General features: G+C 40.6%; 25 protein-coding genes, 2 tRNA genes and 1 pseudogene. 16 read left to right on the forward strand and 12 right to left on the reverse strand.

All coding sequences use genetic code 11. From position 1 onward, the window contains the following. Positions 1-172 precede the first annotated feature (172 nt). The 5 genes and pseudogenes from ompR (at position 173) to NL42_RS15720 (ending at position 4678) form a co-directional block, all read left to right on the forward strand. Entirely contained in the window at positions 173-937 is a 765-nt protein-coding gene (gene ompR, locus NL42_RS15700; RefSeq protein ID WP_000060753.1) for an osmolarity response regulator transcription factor OmpR, read from the forward strand. 17 nt (positions 938-954) lie between these two features. Further along, positions 955-2412: an ATP-binding protein gene (locus NL42_RS15705; protein ID WP_461313444.1), complete on the forward strand. Its 1458-nt coding sequence runs from the start codon at positions 955-957 to the stop codon at positions 2410-2412. A gap of 27 nt (positions 2413-2439) precedes the next feature. Further along, positions 2440-2568, forward strand: a pseudogene (locus NL42_RS15710) (hypothetical protein). A gap of 35 nt (positions 2569-2603) precedes the next feature. Beyond that, positions 2604-4118, forward strand: a complete 1515-nt coding sequence (locus NL42_RS15715; RefSeq protein ID WP_461313445.1) for an acetyl-CoA hydrolase/transferase family protein — start codon at positions 2604-2606, stop codon at positions 4116-4118. Between the two features lie 128 nt (positions 4119-4246). Continuing rightward, on the forward strand, positions 4247-4678 hold the full coding sequence (locus NL42_RS15720; protein WP_004789884.1) for a GNAT family acetyltransferase: 432 nt from the start codon (positions 4247-4249) through the stop codon (positions 4676-4678). Positions 4679-4850: 172 nt separating this feature from the next. Here the strand turns inward: NL42_RS15720 and NL42_RS15725 are convergent. Further along, positions 4851-4926, reverse strand: a tRNA-Phe gene (locus NL42_RS15725). Between the two features lie 105 nt (positions 4927-5031). Beyond that, entirely contained in the window at positions 5032-5415 is a 384-nt protein-coding gene (locus NL42_RS15730) for a GNAT family N-acetyltransferase (protein ID WP_004789887.1), read from the reverse strand. A 101-nt stretch (positions 5416-5516) separates the two neighbouring features. Here NL42_RS15730 and hisB point away from each other — a divergent pair, with 101 nt between their 5' ends. The 5 genes from hisB to hisA all read left to right on the forward strand — a co-directional run bounded on the left by hisB (position 5517) and on the right by hisA (position 8977). Then, positions 5517-6110, forward strand: coding sequence for an imidazoleglycerol-phosphate dehydratase HisB (gene hisB, locus NL42_RS15735; RefSeq protein WP_004639787.1), 594 nt, complete (start codon positions 5517-5519; stop codon positions 6108-6110). Continuing rightward, positions 6110-6727, forward strand: coding sequence for an imidazole glycerol phosphate synthase subunit HisH (gene hisH / locus NL42_RS15740; protein WP_461313446.1), 618 nt, complete (start codon positions 6110-6112; stop codon positions 6725-6727). The genes hisB and hisH overlap by 1 nt, the downstream gene beginning before the upstream one ends. A 149-nt stretch (positions 6728-6876) precedes the next feature. After that, entirely contained in the window at positions 6877-7422 is a 546-nt protein-coding gene (locus NL42_RS15745) for a DUF805 domain-containing protein (protein WP_461313447.1), read from the forward strand. 87 nt (positions 7423-7509) lie between these two features. Further along, on the forward strand, positions 7510-8151 hold the full coding sequence (locus NL42_RS15750; protein WP_461313448.1) for a 3'-5' exonuclease: 642 nt from the start codon (positions 7510-7512) through the stop codon (positions 8149-8151). 94 nt (positions 8152-8245) lie between these two features. After that, on the forward strand, positions 8246-8977 hold the full coding sequence (hisA, locus tag NL42_RS15755) for a 1-(5-phosphoribosyl)-5-[(5-phosphoribosylamino)methylideneamino]imidazole-4-carboxamide isomerase (protein WP_461313449.1): 732 nt from the start codon (positions 8246-8248) through the stop codon (positions 8975-8977). A gap of 67 nt (positions 8978-9044) precedes the next feature. Here the strand turns inward: hisA and NL42_RS15760 are convergent, their stop codons facing one another. Further along, a complete protein-coding gene (locus NL42_RS15760; protein ID WP_461313460.1) occupies positions 9045-9596 on the reverse strand; it encodes a helix-turn-helix domain-containing protein in 552 nt (183 codons plus the stop codon). Between the two features lie 96 nt (positions 9597-9692). On the opposite strand from NL42_RS15760, the gene NL42_RS15765 reads away from it, so the two are divergent. Continuing rightward, positions 9693-10595 carry a DMT family transporter gene (locus NL42_RS15765; RefSeq protein WP_461313450.1) on the forward strand — a complete coding sequence of 301 codons (903 nt, stop codon included), beginning with the start codon at positions 9693-9695 and terminating at the stop codon, positions 10593-10595. A 32-nt stretch (positions 10596-10627) separates the two neighbouring features. Here the strand turns inward: NL42_RS15765 and NL42_RS15770 are convergent, their stop codons facing one another. The 4 genes from NL42_RS15770 to NL42_RS15785 are packed head-to-tail and all read right to left on the reverse strand — an operon-like array spanning position 10628 to position 12956. Further along, on the reverse strand, positions 10628-10933 hold the full coding sequence (locus tag NL42_RS15770; protein ID WP_461313451.1) for an antibiotic biosynthesis monooxygenase family protein: 306 nt from the start codon (positions 10931-10933) through the stop codon (positions 10628-10630). Positions 10934-10936: 3 nt separating this feature from the next. Beyond that, complete coding sequence (locus tag NL42_RS15775; RefSeq protein WP_016139947.1) at positions 10937-11329, reverse strand: DUF4870 family protein; 393 nt, start codon at positions 11327-11329, stop codon at positions 10937-10939. Positions 11330-11365: 36 nt separating this feature from the next. Continuing rightward, positions 11366-11995, reverse strand: a complete 630-nt coding sequence (locus NL42_RS15780; protein ID WP_461313452.1) for a DUF1294 domain-containing protein — start codon at positions 11993-11995, stop codon at positions 11366-11368. A gap of 10 nt (positions 11996-12005) precedes the next feature. Further along, positions 12006-12956 carry a homoserine kinase gene (locus tag NL42_RS15785; RefSeq protein WP_461313453.1) on the reverse strand — a complete coding sequence of 317 codons (951 nt, stop codon included), beginning with the start codon at positions 12954-12956 and terminating at the stop codon, positions 12006-12008. Positions 12957-13068: 112 nt separating this feature from the next. Here NL42_RS15785 and hisF point away from each other — a divergent pair, with 112 nt between their 5' ends. Next, complete coding sequence (gene hisF, locus NL42_RS15790) at positions 13069-13827, forward strand: imidazole glycerol phosphate synthase subunit HisF (RefSeq protein WP_004789907.1); 759 nt, start codon at positions 13069-13071, stop codon at positions 13825-13827. A gap of 37 nt (positions 13828-13864) precedes the next feature. On the opposite strand, the gene NL42_RS15795 is transcribed toward hisF, so the two are convergent. Next, positions 13865-14503: a hypothetical protein gene (locus tag NL42_RS15795; RefSeq protein WP_016139944.1), complete on the reverse strand. Its 639-nt coding sequence runs from the start codon at positions 14501-14503 to the stop codon at positions 13865-13867. A 109-nt stretch (positions 14504-14612) separates the two neighbouring features. On the opposite strand from NL42_RS15795, the gene NL42_RS15800 reads away from it, so the two are divergent. Together NL42_RS15800 and aqpZ are read left to right on the forward strand one after the other, a co-directional pair. Beyond that, complete coding sequence (locus NL42_RS15800) at positions 14613-15617, forward strand: AraC family transcriptional regulator (RefSeq protein WP_461313454.1); 1005 nt, start codon at positions 14613-14615, stop codon at positions 15615-15617. A 132-nt stretch (positions 15618-15749) separates the two neighbouring features. After that, positions 15750-16439 carry an aquaporin Z gene (aqpZ, locus tag NL42_RS15805; protein ID WP_016139942.1) on the forward strand — a complete coding sequence of 230 codons (690 nt, stop codon included), beginning with the start codon at positions 15750-15752 and terminating at the stop codon, positions 16437-16439. Positions 16440-16618: 179 nt separating this feature from the next. On the opposite strand, the gene NL42_RS15810 is transcribed toward aqpZ, so the two are convergent. From NL42_RS15810 to NL42_RS15820, 3 genes are all read right to left on the reverse strand, one after another. Further along, positions 16619-16861 carry a hypothetical protein gene (locus NL42_RS15810; RefSeq protein ID WP_461313455.1) on the reverse strand — a complete coding sequence of 81 codons (243 nt, stop codon included), beginning with the start codon at positions 16859-16861 and terminating at the stop codon, positions 16619-16621. Positions 16862-16906: 45 nt separating this feature from the next. Continuing rightward, the gene (locus NL42_RS15815; RefSeq protein ID WP_461313456.1) at positions 16907-17506 is read right to left on the reverse strand and encodes a LysE family translocator; all 600 of its coding nucleotides are present in this window, start codon (positions 17504-17506) and stop codon (positions 16907-16909) included. Between the two features lie 98 nt (positions 17507-17604). Beyond that, a complete protein-coding gene (locus NL42_RS15820; RefSeq protein ID WP_461313457.1) occupies positions 17605-18684 on the reverse strand; it encodes a DNA/RNA non-specific endonuclease in 1080 nt (359 codons plus the stop codon). 255 nt (positions 18685-18939) lie between these two features. Here NL42_RS15820 and NL42_RS15825 point away from each other — a divergent pair, with 255 nt between their 5' ends. Further along, positions 18940-19353, forward strand: a complete 414-nt coding sequence (locus tag NL42_RS15825) for a hypothetical protein (protein WP_461313458.1) — start codon at positions 18940-18942, stop codon at positions 19351-19353. 55 nt (positions 19354-19408) lie between these two features. Here NL42_RS15825 and NL42_RS15830 read toward each other — a convergent pair whose 3' ends face one another. Next, a complete protein-coding gene (locus tag NL42_RS15830; protein WP_461313459.1) occupies positions 19409-21286 on the reverse strand; it encodes a potassium transporter Kup in 1878 nt (625 codons plus the stop codon). A gap of 118 nt (positions 21287-21404) precedes the next feature. On the opposite strand from NL42_RS15830, the gene NL42_RS15835 reads away from it, so the two are divergent. Beyond that, a tRNA-Ser gene (locus tag NL42_RS15835) sits at positions 21405-21494 on the forward strand.

Genomic DNA, 21494 nt, shown 5'->3' on the forward strand with positions numbered 1-21494 from the left:
ATTATGGGCTTAAGATGTTGTTTTTTGGTTTCAAACTACCTTGAAAATTGTAATTTTGAGCAAATTGATACATAGTCTTAACAAGAACATCAGCATTATACTGAGGGCTTGTTGGCAATAAGCCTCACCGACCCAATAATATATAAATTATGACTTTAAAAGGGAGTACATCATGAGTTTAGTTGTACCTGCTGAACATCCTGAAACCGTACACAACGAAACGGATCGTGTCGAACGTATTTTAGTGGTCGATGACGATGTGCGTTTACGTACCCTCTTGCAACGTTTTTTGGAAGATAAAGGCTTTGTTGTAAAAACTGCCCACGATGCTTCGCAAATGGACCGTTTATTACAACGTGAGTTATTTTCACTTATCGTACTCGACTTTATGTTGCCAGTTGAAGATGGTTTGAGTATTTGCCGTCGTTTACGCCAATCAAATATTGATACGCCTATTATCATGCTAACAGCACGCGGTAGCGATTCAGACCGTATTGCAGGTCTTGAAGCTGGTGCAGACGATTACTTGCCAAAACCCTTTAATCCAAATGAGCTTTTAGCCCGTATCCGTGCTGTATTGCGTCGCCAAGTTCGTGAAGTTCCTGGCGCTCCAAGCCAACAAGTTGAAGTTGTGAGCTTTGGTCCATGGTCTTTAGACTTGTCTACCCGCACGCTGACACGCGAAGGACAAATCGTTACCTTAACGACTGGCGAATTTGCAGTATTAAAAGCATTGGTACAACACCCACGTGAACCATTAACGCGCGACAAACTCATGAATTTGGCTCGTGGTCGTGAGTGGGGTGCAATGGAACGTTCAATTGACGTTCAAGTCTCTCGCCTACGTCGTTTAATTGAAGATAATCCTGCACGTGCACGTTATATCCAAACTGTATGGGGTGTGGGTTATGTATTTGTTCCAGATGGTGCGGAATAAGCTTGAGATAAGATAGAGTGAGTTTAGAACCAATAGCGCCACAAAACTTTACTGATTACGCGACCTACTCAGAACGGAAACGAACTCGGTGGGAACGTTTTCTCGACAAGATTAAGCCACGCTCTGCTGCCATGCGTACCACTATTCTGGTACTGCTGGTGGTATTTTTTAGCTTATTTATGTCGTTATGGTTCTTTTGGCGCACTCTTTATTTACCTGAAATTCAACAACACGCTCGTTATCTTGCCGTTGAACTTGAGCTCGTCAATAATCCAGATATACGGATTTTTCATCGCGAAAATGAAGTCGATATTGATGAGTGGTTACGTAATCGTGTTGGTATTGAATACGTTACCAACCCCAAAGAATATCCAAGTGTCCGCGATAAAGTAATTGCTGAGTTATTTACCAATCAGATCGAACAAAAGTTGGCAAATGAGATTGGGGCTAAGGATGTTACGGTTTACTTCCAGTTTAAACCGAGCCCACGCATCTGGATTCAAACACCTGAAATGCACGGGAATTGGGTCCGCGAGCCTTTAAAAACCTATGCAAACTATAGTCCTGAACTCTTAATTGGTTGGGTCGTTGGCGTTCCATTACTGTCGGCTATCATTATTTTGATTTTGGTCAGACAAATGAACCGCCCTCTGCGTCGTTTGCAGAATGCTGCCAATGAATATAGTAAGGCTGGAACTGCACCTTACTTAGATACCAATCACGGTCCATTAGAAATACGTCAAGTAAACCAAGCCTTTAACCGCATGGTCTATACGCTTGATCAAACCGAGCGTGAACGACGTATTATGTTGGCCGGTATTTCACATGATTTGCGAACTCCTCTAACACGCATCCGCTTAACAGCAGAAATGCTACCTGATGAGTTCTTACGTGAAGGTTTGGTCTATGATGTAGACGATATGGATGCAATTCTTAATCAGTTTATTTCGTATATGCGCGATGGTTCAGATGAAGAGTTGAAAGACACCAATATCAATATGCTTTTGCAAGAGCTTGTTGTCCAGTTCAAGCCGCTTGATATTCACTTCGAGATGCAGGATGTGCCCATCATTCCCGCACGTAGCCTTTCTTTAAAGCGACTGATTGCCAACCTGATTAATAATGCAAAACGCTATGGTGCTGAACCCATAGATCTAAGTGCAAAAGTCGAAAATGAAAATATTTTAATTACCGTTGCCGATCATGGTGAAGGTATTCCACCAGATCAAATTGAAGAATTAATGCAACCATTTGTCCGCGGAGATGCCGCAAGAACAATTCAAGGTAGTGGACTTGGGCTGGCAATTGTCAAACGTATTGTCGATATTCATCATGGTGAAATTCAAATTCACAACCGTGAACAAGGTGGTTTAGAAGTTATTATTTCTTTACCTATCCCGAAACCAAGCACTGAAGAAAACAGCTCGATCAATCCATTAGAAAAAATAAAACAAACTTTGAGTGAGCGCTTTTAATTTAACCAGTTAGTTATTAAAAGCCTCATTTTAAAGACAAATAAAATAATTAAAAATCAATAAAATACAAACCATAAATATATTTTATACCACCATTTATTTACAAAATTAGACCTTAGCCTAACACCTATGCACTTTTCAACTTTTCATAGCTAAAATCCCCTATGTTTTGACAATTCTGAGGATGTCCAATGTCTTTAAGTCGTATTCGCCTAGCTTCTCTTCATGACAAGGTCATCAGTGCTGAACGAGCTGCGCAATTCATCGAAGATGGAATGACCGTAGGTATGAGTGGTTTTACTCGTGCTGGTGAAGCTAAAGCTGTTCCACAAGCACTTGTAGAACTTGCAAAGAAAAACCCGTTAAAAATCACGTTAATTACGGGTGCCAGCTTAGGTAACGACTTAGACAAACAACTCACGGAAGCAGGTGTTTTATCTCGTCGTATGCCATTCCAAGTGGACAACACTTTACGCCGCGCCATTAACAATGGCGAAGTTATGTTTATTGACCAACACTTATCTGAAACTGTTGAGCAAATGCGTAACCAACAGCTTAAACGTCCTGATGTTGCAGTCATTGAAGCAATTGCAATTACTGAAGATGGCGGCATTATTCCAACGACTTCTGTTGGCAACTCTGCAAGTTTTGCTATCTTTGCCGAGAAAGTTATTGTTGAAATCAACACATCTTTAAGCGAAAGCTTTGAAGGTTTGCACGACATCTACATTCCAACTTATCGTCCAACACGTACTCCAATTCCATTAACAAAAGTGGATGAGCGTATTGGTACATCAGCAATCCAAATCGATCCTGCAAAGATTGTTGGTATTGTATTTAACGATACTCATGACTCACCATCAACGGTAACTCCGCCAGATGATGAAACTCAAGGCATTGCAAATCACCTGATCGCTTTCTTTAATAAAGAAGTTGCAGAAGGTCGTTTACCGAAAAGCCTTGGCCCATTGCAAGCAGGTATCGGTTCTATTGCTAATGCTGTATTAACTGGCTTAAAAGATTCTGACTTTGAAGACCTCATCATGTACTCAGAAGTATTACAAGACTGTACTTTTGAATTAATTGATGCAGGCAAAATGAAATTTGCTTCTGGTAGCTCAATTACGCTTTCTGCAAAATGTGGCGAAAAAGTTTTTGGCAATATCGAAGCGTACAAAGACAAATTAGTACTTCGTCCACAAGAAATTTCTAACCATCCTGAACTGGTTCGCCGTTTAGGTATTATCGGCATTAACACTGCGCTTGAGTTTGATATTTACGGTAACGTGAACTCGACTCACGTGTGCGGTACTAAAATGATGAATGGTATTGGTGGTTCAGGTGACTTTGCTCGTAACGCTCACTTGGCTATCTTTGTGACTAAATCAATTGCTAAAGGCGGCGATATCTCTTCTATCGTGCCAATGGTGAGCCATGTTGACCACAGTGAACATGATGTTGATATTTTAGTGACAGAACAAGGTTTAGCAGACTTACGCGGTTTAGCACCTCGTGAACGCGCTCGTGTCGTTATCGACAATTGTGTACACCCACTTTACCGTGATGCATTAAATGATTACTTTGATCGTGCATGTGCTAAAGGTGGACACACTCCTCATTTACTTCGTGAGGCGTTGTCTTGGCATGCAAACTTCGAAGAAACAGGACAAATGCTTCAAGCAGCACCAGTGGCAAAATCAGCTTAAATAACTAGCTGAATTCGAGCACTCCTACGGGGGTGCTTTTTATTTGTTTAAATTATTAATAAACACTGCTCAAGCCCGAATTTTTATTTTATCTTTTGAGCACATCAAAACAAAAAGTAGAAATCTATATGTTTATTATTCGTCAATTTACAAATGCGGATCTGGAAGATGTCGTCATTTTATGGGAAAGCTGCGGCCTGACTCGTCCGTGGAATAATCCTGAAACCGATATTTTCAGAAAAGTCTCACAACAAGATGATTTATTTCTAGTTGCCATTAAAGATGAGCAACTCATTGGTACGCTTATGGGCGGCTACGACGGCCATAGAGGCTGGATTAATTATTTGGCTGTTCATCCCCACCAACAACGCTTAGGAATAGCTACAGCACTTGTTCAGCAGCTTGAAAAACGGCTGATTGCGCGAGGCTGCCCAAAACTTCAATTATTGGTGCGTAAAGATAATCTAAATGTACTGAATTTTTATGAACAGCTCGGTTATGACGAAGTAGAAGCTGTATGTTTAGGAAAACGTCTAATTAATGATAGTTCACATGATTAGAGCCTTACTTATTGTCATTTTGGCATAACACAGAAAATAAACTGAGTTTGGGGATAAGTGAATGTACTTGTGGATAAATCTCATTTTACCCACAACTAAACAAATAATGCTTTAGATAAAATCACAAGCATGAAAAAAGCCTCATACGTTATGTATGAGGCTTTTTCGAATATGGTGGCGAGACCCAGGATCGAACTGGGGACACACGGATTTTCAATCCGTTGCTCTACCTACTGAGCTATCACGCCAAAGTGGGCATATTAAACAATGTTTATATAACCACGTCAAGCAACTTCCGTGTTTTTTGTAACAAGTGATTATTTTTAAATCACCATCACATACAAACTGGACTGTTAATGATGTAATTTACCAATATGAGCCAAACAACGATGAATTGCGCCACAGCCTGGCTCAAAAATTTTAACGCCTTTTGACTCTTCTATACGACAAGCTTCTTCAACCAAGCGCTCTGCGACCCCACGACCACGGTTAGCTGGGTGCACAACAATATATTCAAGCACCTTGCTTTCACCTTGTCCTGAAGACCAGATTGCCCCTATAATTTTGGTGTTAAATTCAGCAGTGTATAGCGTGGTATACTGTTGTAAATCTTGTTCAAGTTGTTCAATCGCATCGTGCCCGTCACCAAACTCCGGACTTGTATCATACAGTCGCTCAAGCTGATCTCGAATCTCTGAATTATCTAGAGAACTATAAGCATGTACGGTAATAGGCATTGATTAACCCTCCTGAGCAAACTATGATGCTGTCACGAATTCGTCACAGCGAAATTATCGTTACATCCAATCATTTTTGACGTTTTTTGAGGAACGTGTCCATGACGCAACGTATCAGTGAAGTGGTTAGAAATACCAATGAAACCAAAATTCGAGTTCGATTAAATCTCGACGGTACTGGTCAAGGCACACTAAACACTGGAGTTCCATTTTTAGACCATATGATTGATCAAATCAAGCGACATGGCTTATTTGATATCGATATTCATTGTGACGGAGACCTCGATATTGATGATCACCACACCGTAGAAGACTGTGGAATCACGCTTGGACAAGCTTTTGCACAAGCTTTAGGCGATAAAAAAGGTTTAAAACGCTACGGTCATTTTTATGCACCATTAGACGAAGCTTTATCTCGCGTTGTTGTAGATTTATCTGGTCGTCCGGGTTTATTTATGGATATTCCATTTACTCGTGCGCGCATCGGTACATTTGATGTCGATTTATTTTCTGAGTTTTTCCAAGGTTTCGTAAACCATGCGCTTATGACCCTACACATCGATAATTTGAAAGGTAAAAATAGCCACCATCAAATTGAAAGTGTGTTCAAAGCGCTAGCTCGCGCTTTACGTATGGCATGTGAAGTTGATCCACGTGCAGAAAACACGATTGCATCGACAAAAGGTAGCCTCTAATGACACGTATCGCGTTACTTGATTATGGCATGGGCAATCTACACTCAGCAGCTAAAGCACTTGAGCATGTAGGCGCTACAGTCGATGTGACCAATGATCCAAAATTAATTGCACAAGCCGACAAAATTGTTTTTCCGGGCGTTGGTGCAATGCGTGACTGTATGCAAGGCATGCGTGAAGCAGGTATTGATGAAGTCGTACGTAACGCTGCTTTTAATAAGCCAGTTCTTGCGATTTGTGTAGGCATGCAAGCATTACTACAAAGTTCTGAAGAAAATGGCGGTGTAGACGCACTCGGTATTTTTGATGGTGTAGTAAAGCACTTCCCTCAAATGGAAGGTTTAAAAGTACCACACATGGGCTGGAACCAAGTTCACCAACTAGACCCAAGCCATCCAATGTGGAACAACATCGAACAAGATGCCCGCTTCTACTTTGTACATAGTTACTATGTCGAACCAAAAGATGAAAGCTTAGTTGCTGCAACCTGTGACTATGGCGTGAACTTCTGCACAGCGATTCACAAAGATAATTTATTCGCGACTCAATTCCACCCAGAGAAAAGTCATACTGCTGGTTTGCAGTTGCTTAAAAACTTTGTGGAATGGAATATTTAATCTGATTTAAAACTGAAAAGATCAGGTCTAGATGGCCTGATCTTTTTTTTATTTATAATAACAACCAAACATTTATAGAATGATATTTTATTCAACAAAATATTGAATATTTATACTTTCAAATAAAACCAAATGATCAGGAAAACAAAATGAATTCCCCTTTTGAAAATCAGCCACTTCAACAAGATTCACCCTTTAAAGCTAGTGGTCGTTTTGGACGACTCTCTTATGCTGCTTGGTTACTGCTTTATGCTATTATTTTCACTAGTGCTTTTGCAGTGATTGGTATGACCGCAGGTCTGGTAGTTGAACCCAGCAGTAATGTACCTGTCACGGTTGGGTTCATTTTATTATTTGTTCTTTATATCGCATATTTCTATTCTACTTTTATACTTATGATTCGTCGTTTACATGATCGAAATCATAGTGGTTGGCTGTCACTACTTCTACTCGTACCCTTTGTAAATATTGGCCTTATGATTTATCTTTTTGCAGCTAAAGGTGATGAAGGTACTAACGACTACGGTCCAGCGCGTGCAACGCCAAGTTGGGAGCGTATATTGGGTTGGATTTATATTATCATTATTCCAATTCTCTTTATTGTTGGGATTATTGCAATAGCAGTCCCAAGCTATCAAACCTATATTGAAAAAAGTGAAAGTATTAAAATTAGTACACCGTCTCAGTCTCAATAATTTTTTAAAGACAGTCATAAAGCCTAGTTCTCTAGGCTTTATTCATATATAAAGCTAATAGCTCAATTCTTTTGTACGCTGTTAAATATGTCCGAAGCCTCTCCCCTCCTTAATAAAGCCTCTATTCAGCAACTCCCTCCTTTTGAAAATCTTAATCATCAAAATATTGTGGTCATTGAAAATATTGAGCAATGCAAAAGTATCGAAGAGGAATTAAAAGTCGTTAGTATTTTTGGCTTTGATTCAGAATCTAAACCGACTTTTCGAGTAGGCGAAGTCTCGACAGGTCCACATCTGATTCAACTTGCTACAGAAGACAAAGCCTATTTATTTCACGTCAATTCATCGACTTTAAAATTTTTACAACCCATTTTGTCTAGCCCTCAGCAAATTAAAGTCGGCTTTGGCCTTAAAAATGATAAGCACATTTTTCATAAAAAAGGCATTGAGCTGGAAAGTTGTGTCGACCTAGCCAAAGGCTTTAGTCACTTTGGTTTTACCCAGCAAATGGGGGTTCAAAAAGCGATTGCACTGCTATTTGGGCAATATCTTGCAAAGTCGAAAAAAGTTGGAACTTCAAATTGGGCACGAAAGCCACTTACATCACAACAAATAAGCTACGCTGCCGCCGATGCGTATGCTGCATTATTGGTATTTGACGAGCTCAGAAAGCAAGAACTATTACCTGCTCACATTTCACAAACGATTCAAACGGCACTTCAAGCGTAAAGTTATAAAAGTCTTTTCTAAGGCTTAGCGATTGATCAATACTTTGCTAAGATGTGCACAATTTCATAATCATGATGAAGCAAGGAGCGGAAGCATGCTAATCATTCCTGCAATTGACCTGAAAGATGGTAAATGTGTGCGTTTAAAACAAGGGCGTATGGAAGACGATACCGTTTTCTCTGATGATCCGGTTGCAACTGCCCAACATTGGGTAAATGAAGGCGCACGTCGTTTGCATTTGGTCGATTTGAATGGCGCTTTCGCAGGCACTCCAATTCATAAGCCTGTTGTTGAAGCAATTGCTAAAGCTCAGCCAGAATTACCAATTCAAATTGGTGGTGGTATTCGCTCATTAGAAACAATTGAACATTACTTAGAAGCTGGCGTGACTTTTGTCATTATTGGTACTAAAGCAGTTCAAGAGCCTGAATTTGTAGAAGAGGCGTGTAAACGCTTTGCTGGTCACATCATTGTTGGTATTGATGCCATAAATGGTATGGTTGCAACTGACGGTTGGGCAAACGTTACTGACGTTAAAGCAACTGAGTTAGCTAAACGCTTTGCAGATGCAGGTGTGTCTAGCATTGTTTACACAGACATTGCGCGTGACGGCATGATGCAAGGTGTAAACGTTGAGCAAACTGTAAACTTGGCTCAATACTCAGGCTTACCCGTGATTGCTTCAGGTGGTGTAACCAACCTTGATGACGTTCGCAACTTAAAAGGCCAACCGGGAATTTTAGGTGCAATCACAGGTCGTGCAATTTATGAAGGTACTTTAAACCTTCGTGAAGCTCAGCTTTTGTTAGATGAAAACCGTCTTTAATTATTAAGAAATAAAAAAGAGCCTGTTTAGGCTCTTTTTTATTACTGATATGAAAGTTACGTTTAAATCAATACACCACATTACGAATAAATTTAAGCACTTGATTTCCACTATTGATATAGGTGTAAGTCACTGAACTGGCATATATAACTGTAGAGCCAGCAACGATAGTTTTTGAGCTATCCGCAAATTGTATGGTCAACTCACCTTCTAACACATAAATAAGCTCTTGCCATCCTTCTGGGTCTGCTTCTGCAACATAAGACTCCCCCACTGCTAACGACCATGTCCAAAGCTCAACCTGCGAACGGGACGGAACTGAAGCTAATAGAGTTGCCTTACTTTCTTCTTTTTCACCCTGCCACGCCAGAACATTTACTAAGGCATGCTCTTTAAATTCAGGTGCACTCACAATCGTTCTAAAATCTACGCCCAAAACTACCGCAATCGCATCGAGTTTAGCCAAGCTAATATTGACCTGCCCCGTTTCTAAAGCAGCGATTGTCCGTCTACTCACACCAGCCTGATCGGCTAAATCCTGCTGGCTTAAACCTCGCTCATCTCTTAATGAACGAATATTTGTGCCGACGTGCTGTAAAACGGTGCTGGACTGGGTCATAAAATAAATAGCAAAGAAAATGTGAGCAATATATTGCACAAAACATAGGAATACTGCAATATGTGCAGTATATTGCACAATTTCTCCTGATCAGATATGTCACCAATTTCCCTGAGCTCAAGCAAAGCCCCACAGCTAGCTCTTATCCTAATTACCATTATTTGGGGTGGAACATTCCTTACTGTGCAGTATGCACTGAATTTTTCGTCACCTATGTTTTTTGTGGGCTGTCGCTTTGCTGTAGCTGCCTTAACGTTATTAGTTATTTCATTAAAAAGTATGAAAGGCATAACGTTAAAAGATTTAGGTGCAGGGAGTGCGATTGGCCTTGTAATTGCGGCGGGCTATGGCACACAGACGATTGGTCTTCAAACCATTCCAAGTAGTGAATCCGCATTTTTAACGTCACTTTATGTGCCGCTTGTCCCTCTTTTAATGTGGCTTATCTTTAGAAAAATACCACACATCATGACTTGGGTGGGAGCAGCTCTGGCTTTCGCTGGTCTTGTTTTGTTGACAGGAAATGGTTTTAAGCAGATTTCATTAAGTTTTGGACAGCTTTTAACAGTACTGGGTGCATTTGCGATTGCTTTAGAGATTATTTTTATTAGCTACTTTGCTGGAAAAGTAAATTTACGCCGTGTCACCATCATTCAACTCGGTGTTGCCTCTCTAATTTCTTTTGCCATTATGCCTGTGGTTGGTGAACATACGATTCCAGCATTTTCATGGCCTCTGGTGCTGATTGCGGTTGCATTAGGCTTAGCCAGCGCACTCATTCAATTTGTGATGAACTGGGCTCAACGTGTGGTTGACCCTTCACGTGCTGCAATTATTTATGCAGGAGAACCCGTTTGGGCGGGCATTATTGGTCGAATTGCTGGTGAGCGTTTACCAGTCATTGCTCTTTTGGGTGGTGCTTTAGTGGTATTAGGTGTTTTAGTGAGTGAGTTAAAAATTAAGTTACCGACCAAAAAAGTCAAAAGAATTCGAGAATAAAAAAGAGAGCATAATGCTCTCTTTTTTATCTATTATTTTTTCTTCAATAATATAGAGGGTTGGTAGTACTCAACCGTTGGCATTGGATCATAAAATGGATGGAGCAATGCTTTCCATTCCTGATATGCCTCAGACTTTCTAAACCCTTCAGTATGATTTTCAATCTCATCCCAAAAGATCATTAAAATATAATGATGTGGGTCAGTTGCATGTCTAATGAGTTGGACAGCATTAAAGCCCTCCATTGGATAAACAATATGTTTAGCTTGCTCAAAAGCCTCAAGAAATGCTTCACTTTGCCCGGACTTTATACTCAAATGCACATGTTCAATAATCATGATTTATTGATACATCGGACGGTTATCATTTAAAGCAATCAATCCACGAATTGCACGATATACAATCCAGATCCACGCAGCACCAATCACACCTACACAGAATACGGTCGATGAGATTGCAACGCCTGCAAATAGATCGGTATTTTCACCCGTGAAAAACAAGAAAATAAACGGCAAAAAGGCAATAATATTCCAAGCGAGATACCACCAGAATGTTCTGATTTGCCATGTAAAGTGGCTCGCAAAAATTGAACCTTGCACATCTGAACGTTTTACATAGTTAATAATTAAAGCAATAACCGCAAGTAAGCCGCCTGTAAAAATAGCGACAATATAAAGTACATATAAAATAAGCGTTAAAGTACGATTTGAATCTTGGTCGATAGAACTATTCATTTTTATACCTCTCAAGTTTAATAAAACAATTTACTTTTATGAGCCCCGCAATACGTTTAAGGGAGAAATTAGCCACAAAATCAAAAGTAAATGAAGGAATATGGTACAAAAATAAATCTTACGGAATGGTTGTTTTTGTGTTTTATGTCTCAGTTTTTGTTGTGCCCACCATGCAGCAGGCCAGCCTCCTAAAAAGCTGACAATGTGCAATGTTTGCTCAGGCACACGGCGATTACCCAATTGTGCAGCTTCTTTATCTTGTGAATATAGCCAGTAACTCAGCACATTCATCATTAAAACAAGCAATAAGGTATAGGCTGGTAAAACATGGATAAAACTCATAATTCCCATTAAAACGAAATAAAACACGATCCCCATTTGCATTGCAGACCATGGACTGGCTTGAAAAGAAGATTGTGCTTTTACAGGCTTTGACGTTTTACGAGTTTGAGATGCTTTTAAATAAGTGACCTGCTGGGCACGAAAGCGACCTTGTTCATCGAGAATAATCAGATATTCCAGCGCACAGCCAATAATTGGCCGAGGACCGGGGCGTGCAAAATCTTTGATATGCAAAAAGACTCTCTCTTTTTCAGCATCATCTGGCTGAATAAAGCCATAACCTTTTTCGTCGAACCATTCGACTAATCGCCCCTGATCTCGCATCTTTATTCCTTTATCCTTTTACGTGGCTCAAACGATCTTGCATCATTGCTCGCATTTCCTGCGGGTCTTTTTGCAAAATGTCATCGCCGGTACGTCCTTCTTCTTTATTTTTTTGAGCAACTTGCAAACGCATTGACCAAAAACGACATGCTGCCATTGCCAAGAATACATCTAAACACTCAAGTTCATCTGAAGTAAGCACGCGAACTTTTTGGTATGCCGCTAAGTAAGCAGCCACTTTGTCTGAGTTTAAATGTGCTGCTGGATATTCGGTACAAAAATCATTGATGGTAATCGCAATATCAAATAGCAATTCATCTTGATTTAATTCATAGAAATCTAAAATACCTTGCAGCTGCTCACCTTCAAACAAAGTATTGTCGCGGAACAAATCTGAATGAATAAAACCTGTTGGTCGGTTTGAATACTGCGCTGTTTTAGCATTAAAAGCTTGATATACCTGCTCAAGTAGAGCTTGATCTTCTTGAGTCATATTTGGTTTAAGCTGCTCGGCAACGCCTGTCCAGTATTGATGATCACGTCTATATTCACGCTCAAGCGGAAAATCTTGTAAAGCCACATGTAGCTTCGCCTGTGCGTCTGCAATCGCTGCAACTTGCGCTACTGTAGTTTGCATGGGATGGTGGCCCATTAAACGTGGTGCAATCTGTGCAGGCTTTTCTGCAATAACATGAACCGCTTGTCCGCTATGCTTTAACGGCACAGCAACAGGTACATCATGAGTTCCTAATTGTTCAAGAACAGGAATAAGTTCACCTGCCCCTTTTGCATCTAACTCTTCAAATACAGTCAATACATATTGTTTGCGGTTTACATCAACCAAAAAATAATTGGTGTTTTGAATACCTCCCTGAATTGGGTTCAGCTCCAACACCTCTAATCCATAAGGTGCAGCAAAGGTGCGAACTTCATCTAAACTCAACGGGGTATAAACCGACATGGAAAACCTGCAAAAAACATCTGTGAAGTTTGATAGAATACCTCTTCCCTCCATGAAGGTGTAGCGCCTGTGTAGGAACTTTCACCAACGGCGATTATTTTTGGAAAAAGCTATGCTTGCTAAACGTATTATTCCTTGCCTAGACGTTGATAACGGACGCGTAGTTAAAGGCGTTCAATTCCTCGATATTCGTGATGCTGGCGACCCTGTTGAAGTGGCACGTCGCTATAACGAACAAGGTGCAGACGAAATTACTTTCTTAGACATTACCGCTACACATCATGGACGCGATACCACTTACCGTACTGTTGAACGTATGGCCGAGACTGTATTTGTGCCATTAACTGTCGGTGGTGGTGTACGTAAGGTTGAAGATATTCGTGCGTTATTAAATGCAGGTGCAGATAAAGTGAGTATTAACTCAGCTGCCGTATTTAACCCAGAATTTGTTCAAGAAGCTTCTCAGCACTTTGGCGCACAATGTATTGTGGTTGCGATTGATGCCAAAAAAACTGGTGATAACAAATGGGAGATCTTTACTCACGGTGGTCGTAAACCAACGGGTATTGATGCCATTGAGTGGGCTGTACAAATGGCTGACTACGGTGCGGGCGAATTACTCATTACCAGTATGGATGCCGATGGTACGAAAGCAGGTTACGACATTGCTTTAATGCGTGCCATTAATGACCGCGTTACCATTCCAACCATTGCTTCAGGTGGTGTAGGCAACTTACAACACCTTGCAGACGGGATTTTACAAGGTGGTGCCGATGCAGTATTGGCAGCAAGTATTTTCCACTTTGGCCAATATACGATTCCAGAAGCTAAGCAATATTTAGCTGAACAAGGCATCGAAATGCGCTTGTAAGCTTATTGATATTTAAAGGGGCGATATGCCCCTTTTTTTATGCAGCACCGTCTACTGCATTCACCTCAGTATTAAGTTCAGGCTTTTCTTTTTTCTCGACCCATTTTGCAGGAAAGATTTTTTCTACAGCTTGAGATAATGGTCTAGCAAATGCAGGTGGTAAACGAACACCCAAAGGATTTTGTTCTTTTAAATCTGCTGAAGACACCACACGTGTTCCCATCACATAGTCAAACCAAGGCTTGGTCACACACCAATTGGCGTCTTGATTAGAGTTCATATGGTGATCGTAGTGCCAAGGAATTTTACGCTTTGCCCAGTCAGGCTCTAAATGTGCACGGCGATGAATATAATAATAATTTCCTGCACTGTACCAAGCTGCAAGTGCCATGCCTTTTGAAAACGGGTAAAAAATTGCGCTTGAAACGGTTGCCACTACAGCAAGAGAAATTAACTCATTTTTAGTTCGCCAGTTGCCAACGCCCTCCACATAGCAATCATCATGAAATTGCTGCTTACGGACTTCACGATGGTGTGCCCAATGGGATTCCATACTTTTTGGCACGGGGCTATAGCGCGGTTTTCCAGCACGGTGTACACCATGCAAAATATATTTATGCGCTACCCATTCAAATGCATTTGCAACCGCAATTCCTGCAATGAACCCTTTTAACATCGCCTTACTCCTTTTTCTTTTTATTCAGCATATAAAATTCGTTATGCTAGGTATTGACTATAATTTATGGTTTCATTGACAAATCACGACAAGAAAGAGGTGGTTAAAGATGCCACAACTAAAAAATTATACAGGCTCAGTATATGGAGGATTGGGACATCTATTAAAAGCTTATTGCGAAGCCAATCAGTTAGCTATTCCTGAACAATTAGAGCAAATTCAAAATCTGGAACGCTTTGACTATGTAGTTTGGCGTGACCTATTAGAAGTGATTTATAAATTAGACCCGAAGCCGGGATTAGGCCTAGAAATTGCCAAATACGTGCAACCCAAACACTTAGGGATTATTGCCTACCTTGCTCTCTCTTGCGATAACTTAGGTGAAGCCTTAATTCGCTATCATGATTTTCACCGTCTGATTTATGATGGAAGCCCTTTAGTCGTTGAACTACAAGGAAGATATGGCTCCATTCGCTGGGAAGCGACTGAGTTACACCCTACTCAGCTTACTGATGAAATCGCGATTGCACTGGTCATTCAGTTCTTACGCCTTTTTATGTCTCATGAAGATGTTCATTTACATGAGGTACATTTCTTAAATGCGGCGCCCAAAAACATTAGGGTTTATGAACAATACTTTCAATGTCCCGTTCGTTTTAGTCAGCCGCGTACAGAGTTGCTTATTCCAAGTTCTGAAATTAGTAAGCCTCTGAGCAGTGCTGACCACACGCTACAACAATTACTGGTTCAACAAGCCCAAGCACTTTTAGAACAATTACCAAATTCGACCCAACTTGATCAACGCTTACAGCACTCAATTTTGACTGGACTGCAAAAGAATCAGTATCAAATTGAATATATTTCAACTCAGCTAGGCCTTTCTGTTCGACAACTCCAACGTCATTTGCAACAACAAAACACCACCTTTCAGGAACGTGTTCAGCAAGTACGGTTTATGCTCGCAACCGAGTATTTAAAAGATCCTCATTTAAGCTTACAAGAGATTGCTCTTTTGCTTTGTTATTCAGAACAAAGTGCTTTTCAAAGAGCATTTAAACATTGGACCAATCAAACACCGCAACAATGGCGAGATCAATTTTTAGACAAAGAATAACCAACCAAAACTTACAAATCTTTTCTTGATTAAAACAACACTGAAAACAAAAATTTCATATAGTCACATGCTTTAAATTTATGTGACGTAATTCACATTAATTAAAATAGATTAAATAAATGAGTAATCAGAATGAATAAATATTTTGCTGAATTTCTAGGTACGTTTTGGCTAGTCTTTGGTGGTTGTGGTAGCGCAGTATTAGCCGCAGCTTTCCCTGAACTTGGTATTGGCTTTGCAGGTGTAGCCCTTGCCTTTGGTTTAACCGTACTCACAGGCGCTTATGCTCTAGGGCATATCTCAGGTGGACATTTTAATCCCGCGGTAAGTGTTGGCCTTTGGGTCGGCGGCCGCTTCGATGCTAAAGATTTAATTCCCTATATCGTTGCTCAAGTGGTCGGTGCGACTGCTGCTGCATTTGTTCTTTATATTATTGCTCAAGGCCAAGCTGGCTTTAGCGGTGTTGGTGGTTTTGCTTCAAATGGTTTCGGTGATTTATCACCAAACAAATTTGGCTTAGGTTCAGCTTTCTTAATTGAAGTGGTACTTACAGCTTTCTTCTTAATCATTATTTTAGGTGCAACTGACCGCCGCGCACCTGCTGGCTTCGCTCCTATTGCGATTGGTTTAGGCTTAACGCTTATTCACTTAATCAGTATTCCAGTTACAAACACCTCGGTAAACCCTGCACGTAGTACAGGTGTTGCATTCTTTGCTGAAACTGCTGCTTTAAGTCAGTTGTGGTTGTTCTGGGTAGCGCCGATTTTAGGGGCTGTGATTGGGGCGATTATTTATAAGGTAGTTGCTGGGGAGAAGGATTAACTGCACGACCGCAAGTACCATGTTCACTCAAGTAGTAGTTGTGTAGGTAATGCCTCACTTTTGAGTGAGCAAAAGTGACAAAACTCATTCGTTTCACTGACGTTACTTCCATGTAACGCAGTGAAACAGGCGGCATCCGTGCCGCCGTCGCGATAGCAAATTGAGTAAAATAATATTTATTACAAAAACGGATTATTAATTTCTTGTTCAGCTGGACGTTCAATTTTCTCAGGCAATTCTTCTTTTTCCAAAGTCGCAACAACATCATTTAAAAAGCTCTGTAAAGCCTTCGCTTGTTCTAATCCGACTTTGTCTTTGGTGATTTGCAAGTTGCCATAAATGCTGACGCAATCGACATCATTTTCTAATGTTAAATCTTCAATTGAAGAAGACTCTGTACCCTTTTCAAATGGCTTAAACATAGGTCTTGTCTCGTTGTTATATCTTCACAGTGTAATACGACCAATTTAAAAAAAATCGATCAAAATTAAAAGAGCCGATAAAATTAAGAATGCTCCCATCAAGATATTAAAATATTTCAAACGGTTGCCCTGATTCAGTACTATTGAAAATTTATCACCGCATAGCCCCCAAAAGAATAAACACGCATAGCAAGTGAAGAAATAAATAACGATAAAGATCGGCAACGACTGTGGATTTTCAATGCTAGTAAACATGGTAATGCCCGATACACAAGCCAACCACGCTTTAGGGTTAAGCCACTGTAGCAAAAAACCATCTTTAAAATTGGGAATAATAATTTGGTCTACGGGAGCATTTGAAATAGAAATGTTGGTAGCAGAAAGAATAATTTTTATGCCGATATAGCAAACAAATAGCGTTCCACAAATCGCAAGAATTTTTAATACAACAGGAAACTGAGTTAATAAACTCTGAAGACCAAATGCCATAAAAATTAGAAGTAAAGTAAAGCCAATCGTCGCACCTGAAATGTAAGGAAGCGATCTTTTTAAACCATGATTTAAACTGGTCGATAAAATGACGGTATTCACTGGGCCTGGGGTAATAGACATTGCAAATGAAAAAAGAAACATCGAAGCAAACATTGTTATTGTCCTTATTAAAATAGAATCCATAGACAGATCTGTCTATGGATTCTATTTTAAATATTTACGATGTTGCAATAACAATTAAAAAAAGCTGCTTATTTCAATATTTGCAAGAAATAGTTCACCAAGGCATCAACCAATTGTTTCACAATCGCTTTTCTAGTTTCTTCATCAATGCTTGGAACTTTTGCTTCCATTGGTTCTGATGATCCACTTTTTTGCTTTTTAAATTGGTCTTGTAAAACTTTAATTTGATCGGCGTTTAAGTCCTGTTCACACTGGCTCTCACCATCCCAATGTAAATAGTCCAGCTTCTGATTTGGCTTAACTGAAGTTGCCGTTAAAGGGAGACGATAGACATTACGCTTTTGCTGCTCCGTTAATTGCGGGAACAGGTTAACGCCTAAGCGTTCTTCAAGGTAGCAAACACTCACCACTTTCACTTGTAGAGAGTTATTGTTGGGTGCGTAGTAAGCCCCAATAGCGCCCGTTTTTGGTATATATACCGCTTTATAAACAGCTGTTGGAACAATGACACCCTTGCCAATCGTTTTAAGGCGTTTGCCCTCAAAAACAGGGCCAGTCACCACATAAACATCTTGTTTTTGTTTAGTCGCAAGGGCGCGTGTAGCTTCTTCAAGTTTACGCCAAACTTCCTGATTATTTTTAGGCGCTTGCGGCACCATGTTACTTAGCGAGAAACTATCTGACTGTGAGTTTTTATTTGGCATATCGCCATTTGGTGCCATATGACCACGGTCATAACCTGAGCCACGATAGTCACTTAAAAGTGAACGGTGCTTTAGATCAATACGGGTTTCTTCATGAAAACTATCTTCACGCTTAATTTTAACGCTTAAACGTTCCGGACTTAGATGTTCAGCCGACCATAACGGCGTTTTAGAGATGCCTGAATACAAGACATTAAAGCCATTAAAGCACAGCGGATAGCTGTCTTTTTTTAAGCTTTCTTTATTTAAAGCGGGTGGCACTTCCCGATAGAATTGATTAAGGCAAGTCGAGTTAGTACTTAAAGGGGAAAACCACTGCGAAATCTTTTCACTACCAAATGCAATCGCAAAACTTCCCGCAGCAATACAAGCAAGAATAATCTTGCCAAAATGCTCACTTAGAGAAAAAGAGTTTGTACCTTTACTACGTTTTTTACTTGCCATGTTTCTATCAATACCACTGTCCACACGCAGCTTAACAACCCTACTTTTTTAAGTATATCTCTTATCTTTCAAATGGTTAAAACATGGTCATCTTTTTTGTAACTCCATTTCCCCTTACGTAACAATCTGTTGGAATTATGAGAGGCTTTGGCTATTGAATTACGCCAATTGCGTATCTTTCGTTGAAAAACACTGATTGCTTATGACATGGTTAGCTCCACAAATTTGGATAAAAATATAATCGGAGTCCACTTAATGATCCATTCAAAGATTATTGGTATTGGCGTAATCACGGGATTATGTAGTATGGCCGCTTTGGCTGAACCAGCAGTCCAGCCAGGAGATACTTTAGAAAGTTTGTCTAAAGTGAAAGTTACTACAACGGTAAATGGCCAACCTGGCTCTATTAGCGATTTAGTCAATAGCGGACAAGTACAGCAAGTTTCTGCTGCACCGACAAATGCAGCGCCTACGGGTGCTCCTATTCCGGCAGACGTTCCACCAGCACCTCCAGCAGGCGGTGAAATGGCACCTCCGGCTGCACCAATGGATGCAGTGCCACCTGCACAAGATCAGGCGTCTCCAGCGCCACAAGATCCAACTCAGTCGGCAGACCCAATGGCAAAAGATGATGGTTTGCCAGCAGATGCACCTGTTCAAGCTCAATAATCAGAGCCATAAAAAAACCAAGACATGTGTCTTGGTTTTTTTATTACATCAATTTTTATATTTCGATTTGACTGCCTAACTCAACCACACGGTTGGTTGGAATTTGGTAGAAGTCACTCACCGGACTGGTATTACGCTGCATAGAGATAAATAGTTTCTCTCTCCATGGAGACATACCGTCGCCCACCGAATGAACAATACGATCGCGCGAAATAAAGAAGCTGATGTGCATCAAGTCATATTCAAGACCTAACTGCTCATAAGCTTGCATAAGTGCTTTTGGTACATTCATTTCATCTTTAAAACCGTAGAAGATTTTAATACGGAAGAAATGCTCAGCCAAAGTTTCTGTTGAAATACGCTCTTCTGGTGCAACAAATGGTACATCTTCAATAACTACCGTTACCAAGATATTGCGCTGATGCAACACTTTATTGTGCTTGATATTATGAAGCATAGCATGCGGTACAACGTTTGGCGTACCCGTCATAAAGACAGCATCACCTGGCACCCAGTGCACACTATTACCAATACTTTTCACAAATAAATCAAGCGACAATGTATCGTGTTCGAGCTTGGCAAAAGTAAGCTCACGACCACGTTTCCATGTCATTAAGATGGTCACTGCAATCGCACCAATCAATAATGGTACCCAACCGCCCGACAAGATTTTAAGCGAAGTTGCACCCACTAACACCGACTCTAAAACAAAGAATGGAATAATCAGGAGTAGCACTTTTGGCATGCTCCACTTCCAAGCTGAATAGATGAACACAGCAACCAAAATCGTGTCACACAGCATCGTCAAGGTTACAGCCAGACCATACGCACTTGCCAAGTTTGAGCTGGTTTTGAAAATCAAAATTAAGATAATAATTGCGATTAAAAGTAACCAGTTTAAGAAAGGAACATAAATCTGGCCTTCTTCTGACTCAGAGGTATGTTTAATACTTAAACGTGGTAAATAGCCCAATTGAATTGCTTGGCGAGCAAGTGAAAATACCCCAGAAATTACAGCTTGAGAAGCAATTACTGTTGCCATGGTCGCCATAATAATCATTGGGTAAAGTGCCCACTGCGGCACCAATAAATAGAACGGGTTTTGAATCGCCGCTGGGTCTCTTAACAGTAATGCACCCTGACCTGCGTAGTTTAAAACTAAGCACGGCAACACCACGAAGAACCATGCTAGACGAATTGGAACTGGTCCGAAATGTCCCATATCGGCATAAAGCGCTTCACCACCAGTCACTGTTAAAACCACAGCACCCATAACGAAAAAGGTCATTAGGGGTTGGTGGTAGATAAACTGAATCGCCCAATGCGGACTAAACATGCCCAACACCACAGGAGTTTGAATGACACTGTGAAGACCTAACATTCCTAAAGACAGGAACCACACCATCGTAATTGGGCCAAAAAACTTACCGACAAAAGCCGTACCGTGTTTTTGTACCAAAAACAACGCGATGATAATGGTAATCGCAATTGGCATGATGAATGGGTCAAACACATCGGTTGCGATAGACAAGCCTTCGACTGCCGAGAGTACCGAAATGGCTGGGGTAATAATACCGTCACCAAAAAACAGCGATGCCCCAATAAAGCCAATCGCAATCATGTAGATTTTTTTGTTATCGGCAATTTTGGCTTTACGTAAATTCAATGCGAGTAAGGCCATGATTCCGCCTTCGCCATTGTTGTCTGCACGCATAACGATGGCGACATACTTGATGCTGATGATCAGCATTAAGCACCAAAAAATAATGGATAAAATTCCTAATACGTTTTCAGGCTTAATTCCCAACCCATGCGCTGCATGGAAGGACTCTTTTAAGGCGTAGAGTGGACTTGTTCCAATATCTCCAAAGACCACCCCAAGAGCTGCCAAAGCCGTGGCAGGCAAGGTTGCTTTTTTGGCCGTATTTTGCATTGTGTAATTAAACCAATATGATTTTTATCGCAATCTTATCACCTCTATTATTTTTTTTCTGTAATGCTCATCTTAAATCTTGGCAGGACTCGTTTTTTTAGTTACTATCGCACGCCTTGGTGAGGTGTCCGAGTGGCTTAAGGAGCACGCCTGGAAAGTGTGTATACGTTTGCGCGTATCGAGGGTTCGAATCCCTCTCTCACCGCCA

Source organism: Acinetobacter sp. GN11, assembly GCF_054823985.1.

What these genes read in the sequence shown, in the direction of transcription:
- hisB (WP_004639787.1), top strand. Translation starts at nt 5,517, where the DNA reads ATGACGCAACGTATCAGTGAAGTGGTTAGAAATACCAATGAAACCAAA.
- hisA (WP_461313449.1), top strand. Translation starts at nt 8,246, where the DNA reads ATGCTAATCATTCCTGCAATTGACCTGAAAGATGGTAAATGTGTGCGT.
- NL42_RS15775 (WP_016139947.1), bottom strand. Translation starts at nt 11,329, where the DNA reads ATGAATAGTTCTATCGACCAAGATTCAAATCGTACTTTAACGCTTATT.
- NL42_RS15810 (WP_461313455.1), bottom strand. Translation starts at nt 16,861, where the DNA reads ATGTTTAAGCCATTTGAAAAGGGTACAGAGTCTTCTTCAATTGAAGAT.
- NL42_RS15820 (WP_461313457.1), bottom strand. Translation starts at nt 18,684, where the DNA reads ATGGCAAGTAAAAAACGTAGTAAAGGTACAAACTCTTTTTCTCTAAGT.
- NL42_RS15815 (WP_461313456.1), bottom strand. Translation starts at nt 17,506, where the DNA reads ATGTTTGCTTCGATGTTTCTTTTTTCATTTGCAATGTCTATTACCCCA.
- NL42_RS15745 (WP_461313447.1), top strand. Translation starts at nt 6,877, where the DNA reads ATGAATTCCCCTTTTGAAAATCAGCCACTTCAACAAGATTCACCCTTT.
- NL42_RS15715 (WP_461313445.1), top strand. Translation starts at nt 2,604, where the DNA reads ATGTCTTTAAGTCGTATTCGCCTAGCTTCTCTTCATGACAAGGTCATC.
- NL42_RS15720 (WP_004789884.1), top strand. Translation starts at nt 4,247, where the DNA reads ATGTTTATTATTCGTCAATTTACAAATGCGGATCTGGAAGATGTCGTC.
- NL42_RS15770 (WP_461313451.1), bottom strand. Translation starts at nt 10,933, where the DNA reads ATGATTATTGAACATGTGCATTTGAGTATAAAGTCCGGGCAAAGTGAA.
- hisF (WP_004789907.1), top strand. Translation starts at nt 13,069, where the DNA reads ATGCTTGCTAAACGTATTATTCCTTGCCTAGACGTTGATAACGGACGC.
- aqpZ (WP_016139942.1), top strand. Translation starts at nt 15,750, where the DNA reads ATGAATAAATATTTTGCTGAATTTCTAGGTACGTTTTGGCTAGTCTTT.
- NL42_RS15825 (WP_461313458.1), top strand. Translation starts at nt 18,940, where the DNA reads ATGATCCATTCAAAGATTATTGGTATTGGCGTAATCACGGGATTATGT.
- NL42_RS15765 (WP_461313450.1), top strand. Translation starts at nt 9,693, where the DNA reads ATGTCACCAATTTCCCTGAGCTCAAGCAAAGCCCCACAGCTAGCTCTT.
- NL42_RS15800 (WP_461313454.1), top strand. Translation starts at nt 14,613, where the DNA reads ATGCCACAACTAAAAAATTATACAGGCTCAGTATATGGAGGATTGGGA.
- NL42_RS15780 (WP_461313452.1), bottom strand. Translation starts at nt 11,995, where the DNA reads ATGCGAGATCAGGGGCGATTAGTCGAATGGTTCGACGAAAAAGGTTAT.
- hisH (WP_461313446.1), top strand. Translation starts at nt 6,110, where the DNA reads ATGACACGTATCGCGTTACTTGATTATGGCATGGGCAATCTACACTCA.
- ompR (WP_000060753.1), top strand. Translation starts at nt 173, where the DNA reads ATGAGTTTAGTTGTACCTGCTGAACATCCTGAAACCGTACACAACGAA.
- NL42_RS15795 (WP_016139944.1), bottom strand. Translation starts at nt 14,503, where the DNA reads ATGTTAAAAGGGTTCATTGCAGGAATTGCGGTTGCAAATGCATTTGAA.
- NL42_RS15730 (WP_004789887.1), bottom strand. Translation starts at nt 5,415, where the DNA reads ATGCCTATTACCGTACATGCTTATAGTTCTCTAGATAATTCAGAGATT.
- NL42_RS15760 (WP_461313460.1), bottom strand. Translation starts at nt 9,596, where the DNA reads ATGACCCAGTCCAGCACCGTTTTACAGCACGTCGGCACAAATATTCGT.
- NL42_RS15785 (WP_461313453.1), bottom strand. Translation starts at nt 12,956, where the DNA reads ATGTCGGTTTATACCCCGTTGAGTTTAGATGAAGTTCGCACCTTTGCT.
- NL42_RS15750 (WP_461313448.1), top strand. Translation starts at nt 7,510, where the DNA reads ATGTCCGAAGCCTCTCCCCTCCTTAATAAAGCCTCTATTCAGCAACTC.
- NL42_RS15830 (WP_461313459.1), bottom strand. Translation starts at nt 21,286, where the DNA reads ATGCAAAATACGGCCAAAAAAGCAACCTTGCCTGCCACGGCTTTGGCA.